This is a genomic window from uncultured Gilvimarinus sp. (assembly GCF_963972205.1).
Taxonomy (GTDB): domain Bacteria; phylum Pseudomonadota; class Gammaproteobacteria; order Pseudomonadales; family Cellvibrionaceae; genus Gilvimarinus; species Gilvimarinus japonicus.
This window is the reverse complement of the sequence record NZ_CAXAUC010000001.1, coordinates 796,918-814,724: the sequence shown is the minus strand read 5'-3', so window position 1 is coordinate 814,724 and position 17,807 is coordinate 796,918. Positions and strand designations below refer to the sequence as shown.

The window sequence follows — 17,807 nt, the reverse complement described above, 5'->3', positions numbered from 1 at the left end:
AATAACAACTTGATCTGGGCATGAGAATAGCGTGCATGATAACAGGATTTATCTGCTTGCGCTGGTAGCAGTCGCCGCTTTGAATTTTTTCGCCTGGGCGTCGGTATGCCTGTCAAGCTAGTGTATTATTAACTTATGGATGTACTTAATCAGTTGATATTGCTCGGTGCTGTTCTCTTTTTGATCAGCATCTTGGCCAGCGCGCTCTCGCCTCGAGTGGGAATGCCGCTATTGTTGGTGTTTTTATTGGTGGGGATGCTCGGCGGTGAGGATGGCATAGGTAAAATTGCCTATGACGATGTTCAGTCGGCGTTATTTTTAGGCACCATCGCGCTGGCTGTGATTTTGTTTGATGGCGGCTTGCGCACGGATATCACCAACTTTCGGGTGGGGTTGCGCCCAGCGTTGGTGTTGGCCTCACTTGGCGTGGTCGTTACCGCCGCTGTGTGCGGCGCGTTTGCCGCGTGGATGCTGGAGCTGTCGTGGGTAGAGGGTATGCTGATTGGCGCTATCGTCGGCTCGACCGATGCCGCCGCCGTTTTCTCCGTGCTTAACATGCAGGGCTTGGCGCTCAAGGCCAGGGTCGGGGCAACGCTTGAGATAGAGTCGGGTTTGAACGACCCGATGGCGATCTTTTTAACCATTACCGTGGTCGAGTTTATCCGCCTGGGCGAGACCGGTTTTCACGCCTCGATGTTGTGGGCTTTTGTCTGGCAAATGGGAGTAGGTGCCGCCGTTGGGGTCGTTGGCGGGCGTGTGCTGGCGTGGGGTGTGACTAAGTTGCAGTTAAGCCCCGGGCTCTATCCTCTGTTGGCGTTATTTGGCGGTATTTCAATTTTTGGGGTGGCCGCCGTGCTGCACTCGAGTGGCTTTTTAGCCGTTTATTTGGGCGGTTTAATGTTGGGCAACCGCGTTTCGCGCGGGTTGTACAATATTCAGCGGTTTCACGATGGCATTGCCTGGTTGGCGCAAATTAGCTTGTTTTTAATGCTGGGTTTGCTGGTGTCGCCACGGGAGCTGGTGACTTATGCTTCCAGCGCGTTATTAGTCGGATTGTTTTTAATCTTTGTCGCGCGGCCGCTGGCCGTGACTGTATCGCTGCTGCCGTTTCAGTTTTCGTGGCGCGAGACGCTGTTTATTTCTTGGGTTGGGCTGCGGGGCGCGGTACCCATTGTGTTGGCGATGTTCCCCTGGCTCGCCGGGCTAGAGCACTGGCCGTTCTTTTTTAATATTGCTTTTTTTATTGTGCTTATCTCTCTGGTGCTACAGGGCTGGACGGTAGCGCCCTTGGCGCGCTGGTTAAAGTTGGATGTGCCTACCAGTTCATCGCGGGTGCAGCGGGTTGAGCTGGGTGTACCGGGGCAGGCTGGGTTTGAGTTTGTCGGCTACAAGCTATTGCAGGATTCTCCAGCGCTAAAAATGGACGTGGCAAATTTGCCGTTACCGGACCAGGCTCAGCTATTGTGCATTATGCGTGAAGAGATGCCGGTGCCGTTGCAGGACGATCCCACATTGCAGGCCAATGATCACGTTTATCTGCTGGCCAGACCGGATGCCCTAAAAGCCCTCGATAAAACCTTGGTGGGTGAGCTGGAGCCGGATCGTTTGAATGCACAGGCCTTTTTTGGCGAGTTTGTGTTCACCCCGCGAGCGAAGTTGGCCGATTTGGGGATGTTGTATAGCTTTGAGGTCCCCGCCGACATGGCGAACTGGAGTATTGGCCGCTATATTTATAAGCGCTACAAGAAACCGGTGGTGGGTGACCGGGTGCGTTTAGGTAATGTCGAGTTTATTGTGCTGGAAATGCAAGACGCGAAGGTGGTTAAAGTCAGCTTAAAACTGCACCGTTAAGATTTTCCGTCCACGGCCGATATTATAATAATTAGGCGTTGCTGCTAATAGCACTGCCACTGGCGTTGAGAGGGACACACAATGTTTGCTTGGTATCATAATATGAGCTTTCGCTGGAAGCTCACCCTACCGTTGTTACTGTTGGTCGTATTGTTTTTGTACTCGAGCCTCTACTCCGTTCGCTCGACCAACCAATTAGCATCTCATGCCAATACGATTGCTAAAATTAACCTCCAGGAGCTGCAGTTAATCTTGCAGGCTGATAGAGACCTCTATCAGGCGTTAACCGCTGAGCGCACGATGTTTATCAGCGGCGTGAGTGGTGCCAGTATTGCGGCTTTAAAAACCGAGTTTGAAGATAATGCTGAGCAGGCTAAATCCCGCTTTTTACAGTCGCTGCAGTTATCCGACACCAGTACCCCCGCCGAGCGCGAGGAGTTTTTACGGCTGTATGATTCGTGGTACCAATACAGCCGAAACTTGGTATCGGCGGCAAGTTTGGGTGATCCGATGGCCATTGACGCGGTAGAGCAAGAAGGGTTTGAAAAGAGCTTTCGCTATTTTGAGGCGGTGCGCTCTCATTTAGACATAGTCGGTGAGCGGCGCTTGGCCCACGTCGATCAATTTACGCAACAAATCGAGTCCGATGAGCAAACCATTTCGGCGCAGCTGATTGTGATTGCGGTTATCTGCTTGTTGGTTGCCCTAGCGGCGGCGTTATTGCTTCCCATGATGGTGATTCGGCCGCTCAAAGCCATTGGTGATCGTATCCATAACATCGCCGAGGGCGACGGTGATCTGACGATTCGCCTGGATGAGGGCAATAGTGATGAATTGGGCGAGCTCGCGGGGCATGTAAACCGCTTTATGGATAAACTGCAATCGCTCATCAGCCAAATTCGCAGTAATACAGAAGATGTGGCGGTATCGGCCAACCTACTATTAGAGGTGTCAAGCAACAGCCAGAGGGCTGCCGACGAACAGTGCCACGCCATTACCATGGTGGTCGCTGCTGTAAATGAGTTGACGGTGGCGATTCAAGAGGTGGCACAAAACACCAACGAGACGGCTGAAAGCGCTAAAAACGCCAGTAATGTGACAGAGATTGGGCAAGCACGCATACGCACGGCGGTAGCGCGTGTTGAGGAGTTGTCAGCCCGTATTAACGACACGGCCGGCGTTATGGGCAAACTTGAGGACGAAGCTAAAAACGTTACGTCAGTGATTGATGTGATTCGCGGTGTGGCCGAGCAGACCAATTTACTCGCATTAAATGCCGCCATTGAGGCGGCTCGCGCTGGTGAACAAGGGCGAGGGTTCGCCGTTGTCGCCGATGAGGTGCGCACACTCGCCAGCCGCACCCAAGAGTCCACCGAGGATATCCAGCAGATGCTCGTGCAGTTGCAATCAGGAGTTCAAGGTGCCGTGCAAGCGATGACCCACGCCAGTGACATGACCGGGGAGGCGGTAGAGTCCGCCAACGATGGTGGTGAGTCGCTGGCGAGTATCAGTGAGGCGGTGGGTACCATTACCAATATGGCGATTCAGATTGCCACCGCTGCCGAAGAGCAAAGCTCAGTAACCGCCGAGATTGATAAAAATTTAGTGGAAATTAATGAGCTGGCGATGAATACCTCTGGCGGCGCCAGCAAGACCGCAGAAGCCAGCGCGGAGCTTAGTACTCTGTCGCACAACTTGCGTCAACTGGTGGGAAACTTTAAGGTTTAGAGGTAAAGTGCCCTAAAACTTAATACGCAGGAGTTGTCGTGACTGTACATGGCGAAAGCATTATCCTTATTGGCATGCCGGGTGTGGGTAAAAGCACGGTTGGCGTATTGCTCGCTAAAGAGCTGGCACGGGAGTTCGTCGACACCGATCTGTTAATTCAGACGCACGCCGGTAAGACGTTGCAAGATATTGTCTACGATGCCGATTATCAGCACTTGCGTGAGCTCGAAGAGGCTACCGTGTTGTCACTAGTCTGTGACCGCCACGTGGTGGCGACCGGTGGCAGTGTTGTTTACAGCGAGCCTGCAATGGGGTTGCTTAAATCGCTGGGCCAGGTGGTTTTCCTCGATGTCGATTTGGCCGAGGTGCAAAGGCGCGTGGATAACTTGTCAACTCGCGGCATTGCCAGCCCCGATGGTCATGGCTTGGCCGATATCTACGCCGAAAGGCTGCCTTTGTACCAACGCCATGCTGATATCACGATTGATTGCCGTGGCAAAACCCCAGCGGAAATCGTCAGTGAAGTTATTTATGAAGAGGGTGGTCAGTACGCCGATAAAGACGCCTGAGTTTATCCGGTATAAAGGGTAATGGCGGCGTAATCTAAGTCGTTTTTACCGAGCTTGACGGCTTGGCGGCCGTCAAGTTAATAAAAATGTGATTGTAAAAACGGGGTTAGCCTTCTGCTTTAAGTTGCTTCAGTTTGGCCTGAGAAAGCTCTAAAAAGCGCGAGGTTGGCCCGGTATCTTCGTAAATTTCATCCCCTAATTCATCGTGTGCCACGACGTTTTTGCCTTTTACGTAGGGCATGGATTCTTCTAGCTCATACAGGGCGGCACTTAGTAAGTCTCCGATAAGCTGTTCAACACTGCGTTTGGGGTACATTTGCTGCAGCGCCTCAAGCTTAGCGGCATCTTCCATCGGTAGTGCTACGTGATAGGCGGAACGGGTCATCTCGCCGCTGGCAGTTTTTTCCCAATGGCTTATTAATTCGCTGGGTTTCATATTCCGTTACCTCTATCAGTTACTGGTCGGGCGGTCGCGGGGTGCATTAATAATGTGCACAGATCTCGGCGGCCTGGTTAGATCTTGCTCAGCTCAGCGCGACCTATAAAGGCCGGCAATGGCTGTCGGGTGAGAAGTCTACTATCTAATATAGCGACAATGGCTATATGAAACAATGGCTTATGTCCTATGTTTGACCTGTCAAAGTCCCCGTCTTGTGCTTGGGTGGGCAGCGGTGTATCGTATCGCCTTTTTTCTGAACAATATTTATTCAAAATTAGCTTTCGATGCAGGGCTCTGCTGTGGCAAGTTTCAGCTTGCGGGACAGTGTTAAAGAGTACCAGTCGTAACGGCATAAGGGCGGCATCTAGGGTGTCGTACCAAGGCGGTTTAGAGCGCCAGTTGACCGTTCAGGCCCACGAGGTCTAATAATTTATACTGAGGAGTGATTGTAAATGAAGGTCATATTATTGGGGGCGCCGGGTGCAGGGAAAGGTACTCAGGCAAAAATGATAATGGATAAGTTTGGTATTCCGCAGATTTCGACTGGCGACATGTTGCGCGCGGCCGTTAAAGCGGGTACTCCGCTCGGTTTGCAGGCCAAAGACATCATGGCTGCGGGTGGTTTGGTGCCAGATGACCTAATCATTGCGTTGGTGAAAGAGCGCATTACGGCGGACGATTGTGAAAAAGGCTTTTTATTTGACGGCTTTCCGCGCACGATTCCACAAGCCGAAGCGTTGTTAGATGCCGGTATCGATATTGATTACGTGATCGAGATTGACGTTGCTGACGAAGAGATTGTGAGCCGCCTCAGTGGGCGTCGTGTGCACGAGGCCTCGGGCCGCGTATATCACGTAGAGCACAACCCACCTAAAAATGCCGGCTTGGATGATGAAACCTCAGAAACGCTGGTTCAGCGTGAAGACGATAAAGAAGAAACGGTACGCAAGCGTCTGGCCGTGTATCACGAGCAAACTAAACCATTGGTTGAGTTTTATAAATCCCTTGAAGCTAAAGGTGGCAATGTCCCAAGTTTTACCCGGGTATCGGGTGTGGGCAGTGTCGATAATATCCGCAGCCAGTTGTTTTCTGTGTTAACCGATTAAATCGCCATAGTTTAAAGGGCGGTTGTAGCAAAAAGTCATTAAAGGTCCTGCGGGGCCTTTTTTGTGTCTGAAGGTTTATCCAAGGCTCAGCTGTTACCTTAAAAGTATATGAGCGAGTAGGCGGGCTCCGCAGGATTAATACAGTCGCATGGTTGCACTGTGCGTTAGGGGTGTTTTATGTAAGTTGGCTCTAATGGGGCGCTATTGGTTTTGCATCGTGGGTATTTTGGACTGCATAGCCTTACGGCTATTGATGTAAAGTATAAATGCTCTTCAATGCGTGTAGGATTAATGCATTAATCCCTATTGTTAAACGCACTCGTAAAACCAGTGCGCACAAATAAAACATAAAAATCCGCCGCCATTGTTACTTTTTTGCCTTTTTAATAAAAAAATACTCCATTGTTGTCTGTTTTTTGCTAAAAACGACTTGTAAACGTGCAATCTGATTGTTTTTTAAATAGTATTTGAGATGCGCCTGCAGCGCATGTTCACACGGCTATACTTTTTGCGTGTACGAGTAATAACAATTTAGGAGATATCTCATGGCTAGAGTTGCGAAAAAAGCAGCGCGTAAAGCGCCCGCTAAACGTAAAACATCAACCCGTAAGTCCCCTAAGCGTGCGGTAGCTGCTACGGCTGATACAGCCGTAGCCAAAGTACAGCTCGCGGTGGATAAAGCTCAGGCTCAGCTTGACGAGCAATCCAAAAAAGTGGACGCGGCCCGAGTTAAAGCTAAAGCTGCCAAAGCTAAAGCCGCGAAAAGCGCTAAGGCGGGTGATAAACGCTCCGCGAAAGCCGCGACAGCCGCCACTAGCCGAGCCTCAGAAAAGGCTCGCGCGTTGCGGTTAAAATTGGCCGAACAAAAAACGCGTTTGGCCAAAGAGAAGTCACTTGCTGCTGTTAGAGCGTTACAAGATTCCAGCAAAGCAAAAGTGGCTGAAGTGGAAGAGCGCCTGTCGGCACGAGCTTATAGCGACCTGGAAAAAGCCAAAGCGGCGTTTGAGGCCAAGTGGTTAAAGTCTCGCGCCAGCACCGACGCGAAAAAGATAAAAGCGGCGGCGAAGAAAATGCAAGCTAAAGCCAAAGCCGCTGAGAAAAAGGCTAAAGCTAAAATTAAAGCGCTAGAGAAAAAAGAGGCCGCCAAGGCAAAAGCAAAAAGTAAAGTGAAGAGCAAAACCAAAGCAAAGCCTAAAGCGGCGGCTAGCGCAAAAACTCCAGCCAAGCGTAAAGCGCCCGCGAAACGCAAAAAAGCCAGCGGCCGTCGAGGTCGTCCGCCAAAAAAGGCGCAACCTCATCAGATAACCTAAAGCTTACTGGGTTATGACTCACGAGCCCCCCGCTGGTAACAGTGGGGGGCTTTTTTGTCTCGCGCGAGTGGTTTGGCGGCAAAATGTCGGTGTTAAGCCAATGATTGTTGAGGCGGTAGGCGGGAATCTGTCAAAATAGCGGCTTAATCTTTCTGTGATGATGATCTATGGCTAAAATTCTTGCGCTAGACACGTCGAGCGATGCCTGCTCAGTTGCCTATCTCGATGGCGATCAACTGATTGATCGTTTTGAGCTGGCCGCTAAAAGCCATACTCAACGCGCCTTGCCTATGGTCGCCGAGTTACTCGCCGAGCTAGGCACAAGCGTTAAACAACTGGATGCGATTGCCTTTGGCGCGGGGCCGGGCTCTTTTACCGGCTTGCGTATTGGTATGGGCGTGGTTCAGGGGCTTGCGTTTGGCGCCGATGTGCCTGTGTTGCCGGTATCGACATTGATGGCGATGGCGTATGGTCGCGCTTTTGGTGACGCTGCCGGAGGGCGAATATTAAGTGCTTTGGATGCCCGGATGGGCGAGGTTTATTGGGGGTTGTATGAGTGCTCAAGCCCCGTCTGTTTACCCAGAGCGATTCACGCCGATAGCGTGAATGCCCCCGAATCGGTAGCTACGCTAGTAGCGCCAGAGCCGGCCTTTATTGGCGTCGGCAGCGGTTGGCGCTATGGGCCCTTAGCGAGCTTGACCGATCGGCACGAAATAGAGGTCTATCCCAGCGCGCGCGATATCGTGCAATTAGCGGCAATGCTGTATAACGCCGGTGAGGCCCAAGCGGTTGAGCAAGTGCAACCTGTCTATTTGCGCAATGAAGTTTCTTGGAAAAAGCGCCAGCGTATTCGCACTCCCGCGTAAACCAGTATTAAGCGATAGGGGAACCCATTGCCCGCAGAGCACACACGCCACAAACCCAAATGCGAGACAATCACGATGAACGATGCAGTACACAGTGACTTTAACGACGACTTGTTGCGCTTTATCGCGGCGAGCCCAACGCCTTTTCATGCCACCGCCGAGATGGCGCGGCGGTTAACCGAGGCCGGGTTTGAGCGTCTGCAAGAGGCCGATCACTGGCAGTTGCAAACGGGCGGCCGCTATTTTGTGACTCGCAATGACTCCTCTATTTTGGCGTTTGTTCACGCCGCAGAGCCATTGGTAGACGCTGGCATTCGTATGGTTGGGGCGCATACCGATAGCCCCTGCCTAAAAATCAAACCTCACGCCGATATACAAAGCGCTGGCTACAGTCAGGTGGGGGTAGAGGTGTACGGCGGCGCATTGCTAAACACTTGGTTTGATCGCGACTTATCGATTGCCGGCCGGGTTACTTACAAAGATTCTGATTCCGAGCCGTGCAGCAGTCTAATTGATTTTTGCGCGCCCGTTGCCGTCGTGCCCAGTTTAGCGATTCATTTAGATCGGGAGGCTAACCGCAATCGCTCTATTAATGCGCAAGAGGATATTCGTCCGCTGTTAATGTTGGCCCCTAACGGCGACCAACCAACGCCTTTTAAGCAAGTGGTGAGTGAGCAGCTGAAGCAGCAGGGCGTAAACATCGGTGCGGCTGACATCTTGGATTTTGAATTGTGTCTATACGATACGCAAACGCCAGCTTTGGTTGGTTTGAAGCGCGAGTTTATCGCCAGTGCGAGGTTGGATAACCTGTTGAGCTGTTATGTTGGCTTGCAGGCACTGCTTAGTGCCGACGGTGAGCAACACCGTTTACTGGTTTGTAACGACCACGAAGAAGTGGGTAGTGCCTCTGCTTGTGGCGCAAAAGGCCCTATGCTTGATCAATTTTTACAGCGCTTGAGCCCCGATGTCAGCGAGCGAATGCGGATGTTGGATCGTTCGATTATGGTGTCGGCCGATAACGCCCATGGTATTCACCCAAACTTTACCGCTAAACACGACGCGCAGCATGGTCCATTATTAAATGGCGGCCCGGTTATTAAAGTTAACGCCAACCAGCGTTACGCCACCAACAGTGAAACCAGCGGAATGTTTCGCCTACTGTGCCAAGAGGCGGGCATTGCGGTGCAAAGTTTTGTTTCGCGCACGGATATGGAATGCGGCAGCACCATAGGTCCCATTACCTCAGCCGAGGTGGGGGTTCGCACTATCGACGTTGGTGTGCCGACCTTTGCTATGCACTCTGTGCGCGAATTGGCCGGTAGCGACGACGCCTTGGCGTTAAAAAAAGTGCTGGAGCTCTTTTTTAAAAGGCCGCTGCGCTTGGGCCATAGCGTTTGAGCCACCGTGTTTTACTGTTATCTGGGTACGATGCCGCCAGCCATCAGCGCTGGCGCAAAGGTTTAGCCGATCACTTGCCTGAATTTGAGTTTACCCAGCTAGCCTTGCCACCGAGGCATTTTAGTTGGCGTATTCGCGGCAATAGCATGAGCTTTGCCGGATTGCACCGCGAGACACTTGAGGCAGACTACCAAGCATTGCTCGCCACAAGTATGGTCGATTTGGCGGCGCTGCGAGGGATGGTGCCTGCGCTAGCGCGTTTGCCCACCGCTTTGTACTTCCATGAAAACCAATTTGCCTACCCCAAAAGCGCCGCCGCTTACGCATCGGTTGAACCGCAAATCGTTACACTCTACAGCGCGCTATGTGCTGACCGTTTGGTGTTTAATACGGGGTTTAATCGCGACTCGTTTTTTGCCGGTGCCGAACAATTGTTACGTAAACTGCCGGATTTGGTGCCGCCCGGTATTGTCTCGCAACTGCAAGCTCGTGCGAGTGTTATTCCTGTTTTACTGGATGATGCGTGCTTTCCGCCTAGCGGAACGAGTCGTGCCCCAAACAGACGTCCGCAGCTTATTTGGAACCACCGTTGGGAGTACGATAAAAACCCGGCGCTCTTGTTGCGCGCGTTAGAGCTTCTGTGCATCAAGTATAACGGGGCCTTGCCCTTCACCTTGCACGTTGTGGGGCAATCCTTTCGTCAAGTGCCCGCCGAATTTAGCGCGATAAAACAGCGATTGTCGGACGCCGGTGGGTTGGGGCAGTGGGGCTATTTGCCCAGCTCAGAATACCGTCCGCTACTGCAGACGAGTGACATAGTTTTATCCAGCGCCGATCACGATTTTCAAGGGTTGTCAGTGCTTGAGGCCGTCGCTGCGGGCGCGACGCCAGTAGTGCCCGGCCGCCAGGCTTACCCAGAGTGGTTTGGCGCGAGTGCTTGCTACCCGGTAACTGGTGCGCTGGAGGCTGATGCTCAGGCGTTTGCGGCGGCGATCGCAGCGCGGCTGGCCCCCGCAAACCCGACTCCGAGGCCGGATTTATCAGCGTTACAGTGGTCCCGTGGTGGCCTGGCTTACCAACAATTGTTGCAGCAGCTTAGCGCGCTACACAGGCTTTGAGCGAACCTGTATCATAGGCGCCCTTAAGCGCCGCTAAGTGATTTGACCTTTAAAGAGTACTCCATGAGCAAACAACGTGTATTAACCGGCATTACCACCACCGGAACGCCCCATTTGGGTAACTATGTCGGCGCCATTCGCCCGGCCATTGCCGCGAGCCAAAACCCTGAGTTGCAATCGTTTTATTTTTTGGCCGATTACCACGCACTGATTAAGTGTGATGACGCGGCGCGTATTGAACAGTCGCGCCGTGAGATTGCGGCCACTTGGCTGGCTTTGGGGCTGGATACCGAAAAAGCGGTGTTTTATCGTCAATCTGACATCCCCGAGATTCCGGAGCTGTGCTGGTTGCTTAGCTGCATGGCCGCCAAAGGTTTAATGAATCGCGCCCATGCCTACAAAGCGGCAGTAGCCGCCAACGAGGACGCTGGCGAAGATCCTGACTACGGCGTAACCATGGGGCTGTACGGTTATCCGGTTTTGATGGCGGCGGATATTTTAATGTTTAACGCCAATACAGTACCGGTCGGCAAAGACCAAATTCAGCACGTCGAGATGGCGCGCGATATTGCCGGGCGTTTTAACCACCACTATGGCGAGCACTTTGTATTGCCGCAAGCGCAGGTGGACGACAAAGTGGCTGTGCTGCAGGGGCTAGACGGTCGCAAAATGAGCAAAAGCTACAACAATACCATTCCGTTGTTTTTGCCCGAGAAAAAGCTTAAAAAGCATATCAATAAAATTAAAACGAACTTGCTGGAACCCGGTGAGCCGAAAGACCCGGATACCTCTACGGTATTTCAAATCTGGGAGGCGTTTGCCACTGACGAGCAAACTCAAGCGATGCGCGCTAAGTTTGCCGAGGGCATTGCCTGGGGCGAAGCAAAACGGGAATTGTTTGAGCTGGTAAATAATCAGCTAGGCGATGCGCGTGAGGCCTATGAAGATTTAATGGCGCGGCCGGCCGATATCGAAGACATTTTACAGCAAGGCGCAACACGGGCGCGCGAGTACAGCCAGCCTTTGATTGCCAAGCTGCGTTCGGCGGTGGGTTTAAAAGCGATGATTTAGCCCCTGCTGACAACCGATGCCGGGTAACGGCATCGGTTGTTTTGTGCCTCACAGGCTAATTAAGATAAACGCGAGACCACGTTATAAATCCCCTGTGTCAGGGTCGCCAATTCGTTGGCCGACATTACATAGGGTGGCATCACATACACAAGCTTGCCAAACGGGCGCACCCAAATACCCTCGGCGACAAACGCTGGCTGTAACTCATCCAGCGTTTGCGCCTCGTGTAACTCAACCACACCAATGCCGCCCAGCACTCGTACATCCGCGACCGCCGCGAGTTCACGGCAAGGTTCCAGCCCTTCACTTAAGCCGGCTGCCAAAGCGCCGACTTGTGCTTGCCAATTGTTTTCGAGCAGTAAATCGATACTGGTATTAGCCATGGCGCAGGCGAGCGGGTTGCCCATAAAAGTGGGACCGTGCATAAACACGCCGGCCTCGCCGCGACATATTCCATCACTGATTTTGTCGTTGCACAGCGTCGCGGCTAACGTCATGTATCCGCCAGTCAGGGTTTTACCTAGGCATAAAATATCCGGGCTAATACCGGCGTGTTCGCACGCAAACAGTTTGCCGGTGCGGCCAAAACCGGTGGCTATTTCATCGGCAATCAGCAGTACATTGTACTGGTCGCACAGCTCGCGCACTTTTTGTAAATAGACCGGTGAGTAAAAGCGCATGCCGCCAGTGCCCTGTACGATTGGCTCTAAGATAACCGCCGCCAGTTGCTTATGGTGGTGCAATTGCTCCTTTAGGCTTTCGAGGTCAGCCTCGTCAAACTCATCGTAAAAGTTGCTGTTGGGCGGCTCGGCAAAACGCTGCTGCATTAAGTTATCGCGAAACAAATGGTGCATGCCGGTGACGGGGTCACATACACTCATCGCCCCAAAAGTGTCACCGTGATAGCCCTTTTTTAACGCTAAAAACTGATGTTTCTCTGGGCGCCCTTGCGAGTGCCAGTATTGCAGCGCCATTTTCATCGCAACTTCTACACTCACAGAGCCCGAATCAGATAAGAAGACTTTGTTAAGGCCGGCGGGTGTTAGCTCAACTAACTTTTGGCACAGAGTGACCGCTGGCTCGTGGGTTAAACCGCCAAACATAACATGGCTGACTTGCTCGGCTTGAGCGGTGAGCGCGGCGTTCATGCGTGGGTGGTTGTAGCCGTGGAGTACGCTCCACCAAGACGACATGCCATCGATCAGCTCGCGGCCATCGGCGAGGGTGATAGTGACACCTTTGGCACTTCGCACCGCATAAGTTGGGGAGGGGGTTAAGAAAGAAGAGTAGGGGTGCCAGACGTGCGCAAGGTCACCGGCCAGAATGTCATCGTTGCTAAGCGCCATTGTGTGTGCCCCTTGGTCAGCGTCTTAAAAGCGGCCAAAACTACGGGTTTTGGCCGCTTTTGGCAAGTGCTAGCCAAAGCGATGCACGAGATCAAACTGGTCGGAGGCGCGTTCGGCCATATCGTTGTTTGCCCGACTCGCCGCATCGATATCGCTCTTGGTGTCGTCGGCAATTTGGGTAATAGCGCGGGTATTGTTGTCAATATCCGTTGCAGTGGCAGATTGTTCTTCGGCTGCGGCGGCAATCTGATGGGATAACAGGTCAATGGCGCTGACCGCGTTAGTGATAGCCGTTAGCGCATCGCTGACATTAACCATTTCACTGACACTGCGATCAACCAAGTGTTGGCATTGCTCCATGTTGTCGCCGGCTAACTGGGTGCTCTCTGAGAGTTCACCAATAATGGCCTGAATATCCTCGGTCGAGCGCTGGGTGCGCTGAGCGAGGGTTCTAACCTCGTCGGCGACTACCGCAAAGCCTCGGCCTTGCTCGCCTGCCCGAGCGGCCTCGATCGCCGCATTTAATGCCAGTAGGTTGGTCTGCTCGGCCACGGCCCGGATAACATCGGCAACGCTGGCGATTTTGCCACTGCCTTCGGTTAATCGCTCTAATACCTTGTTAAGGGCGGTGACCGTGCTGGATAGCTCGTTGATCGCGGTATTGGCGTGGGTGATAACCTCGTTGCCGCGCGCTACTTCCTTGATGGCGTCGCCGGTGGTGTTGGAGGTTTCACTGGCGCCTTGGGCCACCTCTTGCACCGCCTGCGACATCTGGCTCATGGCATGGGCAACATTGGCGGTTTGCGCTTGTTGTTCGGCCATGCGTGCAAAGGTCACTTGCGTCTGTTGTTGGGCAGTTAACGCTTGGTTTTTTAGCTCGGAAGCGGATTCCTGAAAACGCCCGAGAGCGGTACGCAAGCGCGCTGCAATCGCCAGTTGAGCCAGCTCTATCTCGCCCGCGCTATCAGCCCGGCCGGTGTAAATATACGCGGCTATCGGGTCGCAATGGGTGGCGCGGGCCCGCGCAAGTGCCGCGCTTAGTGTCATTGTATGGCCCCACTGGGCGACTGCCCCGGCAATGACCGACACAACTCCCCCTGCGGTATAACCGGTTAGATTTTGCCCTGTCGCCAAGTGATAAATCGTGGTTAATAGCAATAGCGCAAAGGTAACCAGCAGCCCGGTTTGATTGCGTTGCATAAGTGCTTTTAACAGGGGGCAGGCAGGTTTTCCGGCGCTTAAACGCTTGTACGCACGTTCGGCACGGCCAATGGTTTTGCGGTCAGCTTGGACCCGCACAGACTCATAACCGCTCACGTTGCCACGTTTACCAACCGGGGTAACATACGCGCTCACCCAATAGTGATCACCGTTTTTACAGCGGTTTTTGATGATACCCATCCAGGGTTTGCGCCCCTTAAGCGCTTGCCAAAGCAGGGCAAAGGTTTCAGCGGGCATATCCGGGTGGCGCAAAATGTTGTGGTGTTGACCGATCAGTTCGTCTTGCTCGTAACCGGCAATACGGCTAAAAGTGTCGTTGCAGTATTCAATTTTGCCTTGGGTGTCGGTAGAGGAGACGATTTCTTCACCCGGCTGAACGGGAACTTCTTTACCCGTGATGTGACCATTGTTGCGCATTCATAAGCTCCGAAACGCGATCCATTGAAATGCGTCTACCTGCCATTAGCGCTAAGCGCTTACGGCAACCTGCCGCTCACCGCGAAGCGCTTCGAGCCGGTGTAGGTACGCATCGATTTGTTGACGTTGTGTCAGAGGAATATCGGCAAAGGCGAGACTAACTTGAGTTTTACGTCCCGCTGTTTTGTCCAACATGGCGGCTTTGATGGTCGCGCGACAGGTAATAAAAATATCAGGCCCTAACACAAAGCGGCAAAAGGGGAGCGAGACGCCGGGGCGGTAGTGTTTAAGTAGGTTGCCATTAAGGGAGATACGCATTCCCCCGGCACTGATGTTGATGACCTGACAGCTTTCGGCATGCAAGCCGGGGGCGCGAACCTTGGCAGTAAAGCGTGGGCCGGGTAAGGTAAAGCGCCTATGTGTGCGACGCGGGGCCCGGTGTATTTCTGACGGGAGTTGCAGGGCGATCATGCGCCCTTGAGGTTTGTCCACAATGGCGATAACGGTCGAGGTAAAGTAACAACGCTCAAAGCCTTGGCGCAAGCTGACTTGCAGAGGTTGCCCTTCGTTCAGGGTATTTTGTGCGGGGAAGATCTCGTCAATCCATATTAGATCGCGCTTTGCGTCTATGGCGAGCATCAGACTTTGGCCCTGCCAAAAGCCGTTTTCAACACTTAATACGCGGCGGGTTTGCAGCCAGTTATTGAGGGTCTCAAGGCAAATTTCGCTGGCGTGGCAGGGCGATGGCACCGCGGCCTCTGGAGTTAATTCAAACCTGTGCGCTGATTGGCGCACAAGTGCTTTGAGTGGGCTGATAAACTGGCGCCATAAAGTGTTCTTCACGGTATCGTCCTAGTGCTAAAGACTGCAAAAAGTTGCTTGCTTATGACTAGCTGATAGCAATCCCTGTGCCATTGCGCTGGGGCACCTGTGGCGCCTTTAAAGCCGCGACCTTACGCTAAGTATTGGCCTTTATAAGGAGCCGTCTAGCGCAAAATCGGCAAAGCACTGCCGCCTTGCGGCAAAAGACTTCGCACTTGTGCTTAATATCCGTACAATAGCGCCCCCGCAAGCGTGTGACTAATGCGGCTGCCTCAGGGCCAGAGTGAGCTCTAAGGTTGATTCATCGTAGTAATAACTGGCAGGTTTCAGCATGAGTGATTCGGTATCCATTTACCCCAACACGCCCACAACGGATTCCGCTGCTAAGGCGGCAGATGAGCAAACGCTAACGGCGGCGCGCAAACAGAAATTGGAGTTTAATAAACTGCAAAAACGCTTGCGCCGACAAGTGGGTACCGCGATTGCCGATTTCGAAATGATTACCGAAGGCGATAAAGTGATGGTGTGCTTGTCGGGCGGTAAAGACTCCTACGGTATGCTCGATGTCTTGCTGGGGCTACAAAAAACCGCACCGATCAGGTTTGAGATCGTGGCGGTCAATATGGATCAAAAACAGCCAGGTTTCCCCGAGCATGTGCTGCCAGAGTACTTAGAGGCGCTGGGGGTCGAATATCACGTGGTCGAGAAAGACACCTACAGTATTGTGAAAGAGTTAGTGCCCGAGGGAAAAACCACCTGTGGGCTATGTTCTCGCTTGCGGCGCGGCACCTTGTACAGCTTTGCCGATGAGATAGGCGCGACCAAAATTGCCCTGGGCCATCATCGCGACGATATTATCGAAACCTTGTTTCTCAATATGTTTTACGGCGGCAAGCTGAAGGCGATGCCTCCCAAGTTGCTGGCTGATAATGGCCGTAATGTGCTGATTCGTCCTATGGCTTACTGCAAAGAAAAAGATCTGGCTGCGTTTGCCGAGCAGCGGGGCTTTCCGATTATTCCCTGCAACTTATGTGGCTCGCAAGAAAACCTGCAGCGCCAAGTGATAAAAGAGATGCTCAACACCTGGGAGCAGTCTCATCCAGGGCGGTTGGAAACGATATTTTCGGCTATTTGCAATGTGGCTCCCTCACAGCTAGCTGACCGCAACCTGTTTGATTTTATGGCGTTGACACCTGGCGCGGCAGCAGACAAGTCGACCAATACAATTCAAGCCATTGAGGTTTGAGCTAAGTCTCGCCCGTTGTTTTATTTGTGGCCTCGTTTGACTGACGGATAGGCGCACTGCTCTATACTGATATTGTCGTCCTATTTTATATCCGAGGTAACCAAGGAGAGCAGGTATGAGAATCGGCGTGCCCACCGAAATCAAACACAATGAATTGCGTGTCGCGCTAACCCCCAGTGCTGTGCTGGAGTTAACCCGCGCGGGGCACGAGGTAACGGTACAAGCCGGGTGCGGTGTCGGGAGCGGGTTTAGCGACGCCGACTACGAGCACTCGGGGGCGCAGCTGAGTGATTCTGCCGAGGCGGTTTTTGCATCAGCCGAGTTGCTGGTTAAAGTCAAAGAGCCCCAAGTCTCAGAGTGCGAGCTACTGCGCCCGGGGCAGATCCTGTTTACGTTTTTGCATTTAGCCGCCGTACCCGATCTGGCCGACCACCTGCTGGCCTCCGGCGTGACCGCGATTGGCTATGAAACTGTCAGCTCGGCTAAAGGTGACTTACCTTTGTTGGCGCCTATGTCCGAGGTGGCGGGGCGGCTGGCAATACAGGCGGGCAGTTTTCACCTGGAATCTATCCGCGGCGGACGCGGCGTGTTGCTCGGTGGTGTACCTGGCGTGGCCCCCGCGACTGTGGTGATCGTCGGCGGTGGCGTGGTTGGCTATAACGCAGCGCGTATGGCAGTGGGGCTGGGCGCCCGCGTTACGATTTTGGATGCTTCGTTGGCGCGGCTGCGGCAGCTTGATGATTTGTTCCGCGGTGCTGTTAATTGCGTGTTTGCCACCCATGCGGCGCTTATCGAGCTGGTGCGCGAAGCAGACCTGTTGGTAGGCGCGGTACTGATCCCGGGGGCTAGCGCGCCGCGCTTGTTGCAGCGTGAGGATATCTTAACCATGCGCTCGGGCAGTGTGGTGGTGGATGTTGCGATTGATCAGGGCGGGTGCTTTGCCACCTCGCGTCCGACCACGCACGAGCACCCAACCTATCGCGTAGGTGATACTCTGCATTACTGTGTCGCCAATATTCCCAGCGCAGTGGCGCGAACATCGACATTATCACTGTCTCATGCGACACTGCCCTTTGTGCAGGCGTTGGCGTCTGATGGGCTGGGAGCGCTAAAAAATAACCCCTATTTGGCTCGCGGCGTTAATGTGCACAAGGGCAGCATTACCCATAATGCCGTAGCGGCGGCGCTGCAAAAGCCCTGTAAAGAGATGCAATGGTAAGGCTTGTTGTGACTGAGGCAGTAAGCGGTCACACAAAGTAGGCTGTATTGACGTTAACTGGATGGCGATAGCCCCATTGG

The 17,807-nt window shown here is 53.1% G+C and carries 15 protein-coding genes; 11 read left to right on the top strand and 4 right to left on the bottom strand.

The window, feature by feature from the left end:
* The first annotated feature begins 135 nt into the window (after positions 1-135).
* The 3 genes from AACY82_RS03535 to AACY82_RS03525 all read left to right on the top strand — a co-directional run bounded on the left by AACY82_RS03535 (position 136) and on the right by AACY82_RS03525 (position 4,148).
* On the top strand, positions 136-1,851 hold the full coding sequence (locus AACY82_RS03535; RefSeq protein WP_339615380.1) for a potassium/proton antiporter: 1,716 nt from the start codon (positions 136-138) through the stop codon (positions 1,849-1,851).
* 81 nt (positions 1,852-1,932) lie between these two features.
* Positions 1,933-3,579, top strand: coding sequence for a methyl-accepting chemotaxis protein (locus AACY82_RS03530; RefSeq protein WP_339615379.1), 1,647 nt, complete (start codon positions 1,933-1,935; stop codon positions 3,577-3,579).
* A 38-nt stretch (positions 3,580-3,617) separates the two neighbouring features.
* Positions 3,618-4,148: a shikimate kinase gene (locus AACY82_RS03525; RefSeq protein ID WP_339615378.1), complete on the top strand. Its 531-nt coding sequence runs from the start codon at positions 3,618-3,620 to the stop codon at positions 4,146-4,148.
* A gap of 106 nt (positions 4,149-4,254) precedes the next feature.
* Here AACY82_RS03525 and AACY82_RS03520 read toward each other — a convergent pair whose 3' ends face one another.
* The gene (locus AACY82_RS03520) at positions 4,255-4,584 is read right to left on the bottom strand and encodes a type 1 pili tip component (protein ID WP_339615377.1); all 330 of its coding nucleotides are present in this window, start codon (positions 4,582-4,584) and stop codon (positions 4,255-4,257) included.
* 455 nt (positions 4,585-5,039) lie between these two features.
* Between AACY82_RS03520 and adk the strand changes: the two genes are divergently transcribed.
* From adk to AACY82_RS03490, 6 genes are all read left to right on the top strand, one after another.
* Positions 5,040-5,693: an adenylate kinase gene (gene adk / locus AACY82_RS03515; RefSeq protein WP_339615376.1), complete on the top strand. Its 654-nt coding sequence runs from the start codon at positions 5,040-5,042 to the stop codon at positions 5,691-5,693.
* Positions 5,694-6,238: 545 nt separating this feature from the next.
* Entirely contained in the window at positions 6,239-7,003 is a 765-nt protein-coding gene (locus AACY82_RS03510) for a hypothetical protein (protein ID WP_339615375.1), read from the top strand.
* A gap of 167 nt (positions 7,004-7,170) precedes the next feature.
* A complete protein-coding gene (gene tsaB / locus AACY82_RS03505; RefSeq protein ID WP_339615374.1) occupies positions 7,171-7,869 on the top strand; it encodes a tRNA (adenosine(37)-N6)-threonylcarbamoyltransferase complex dimerization subunit type 1 TsaB in 699 nt (232 codons plus the stop codon).
* A 75-nt stretch (positions 7,870-7,944) separates the two neighbouring features.
* Positions 7,945-9,267 carry a M18 family aminopeptidase gene (locus tag AACY82_RS03500; RefSeq protein ID WP_339615373.1) on the top strand — a complete coding sequence of 441 codons (1,323 nt, stop codon included), beginning with the start codon at positions 7,945-7,947 and terminating at the stop codon, positions 9,265-9,267.
* Entirely contained in the window at positions 9,264-10,385 is a 1,122-nt protein-coding gene (locus tag AACY82_RS03495; protein ID WP_339615372.1) for a DUF3524 domain-containing protein, read from the top strand. Before AACY82_RS03500 ends, AACY82_RS03495 begins: the two co-directional genes overlap by 4 nt.
* A 63-nt stretch (positions 10,386-10,448) precedes the next feature.
* Positions 10,449-11,456 (top strand): tryptophan--tRNA ligase, encoded by a 1,008-nt coding sequence (locus AACY82_RS03490; protein ID WP_339615371.1) that lies wholly within the window; start codon positions 10,449-10,451, stop codon positions 11,454-11,456.
* Between the two features lie 59 nt (positions 11,457-11,515).
* Here the strand turns inward: AACY82_RS03490 and bioA are convergent, their stop codons facing one another.
* From bioA to AACY82_RS03475, 3 genes are all read right to left on the bottom strand, one after another.
* A complete protein-coding gene (bioA, locus tag AACY82_RS03485) occupies positions 11,516-12,802 on the bottom strand; it encodes an adenosylmethionine--8-amino-7-oxononanoate transaminase (protein WP_339615370.1) in 1,287 nt (428 codons plus the stop codon).
* A 69-nt stretch (positions 12,803-12,871) separates the two neighbouring features.
* Positions 12,872-14,440 carry a PAS domain-containing methyl-accepting chemotaxis protein gene (locus AACY82_RS03480; RefSeq protein ID WP_339615369.1) on the bottom strand — a complete coding sequence of 523 codons (1,569 nt, stop codon included), beginning with the start codon at positions 14,438-14,440 and terminating at the stop codon, positions 12,872-12,874.
* Between the two features lie 51 nt (positions 14,441-14,491).
* Positions 14,492-15,283 carry a PilZ domain-containing protein gene (locus AACY82_RS03475; RefSeq protein ID WP_339615368.1) on the bottom strand — a complete coding sequence of 264 codons (792 nt, stop codon included), beginning with the start codon at positions 15,281-15,283 and terminating at the stop codon, positions 14,492-14,494.
* A 310-nt stretch (positions 15,284-15,593) separates the two neighbouring features.
* On the opposite strand from AACY82_RS03475, the gene ttcA reads away from it, so the two are divergent.
* Both ttcA and ald read left to right on the top strand, forming a co-directional pair.
* Positions 15,594-16,508: a tRNA 2-thiocytidine(32) synthetase TtcA gene (gene ttcA / locus AACY82_RS03470; RefSeq protein ID WP_339615367.1), complete on the top strand. Its 915-nt coding sequence runs from the start codon at positions 15,594-15,596 to the stop codon at positions 16,506-16,508.
* 115 nt (positions 16,509-16,623) lie between these two features.
* A complete protein-coding gene (gene ald / locus AACY82_RS03465) occupies positions 16,624-17,727 on the top strand; it encodes an alanine dehydrogenase (protein ID WP_339615366.1) in 1,104 nt (367 codons plus the stop codon).
* Positions 17,728-17,807: the final 80 nt, after the last annotated feature.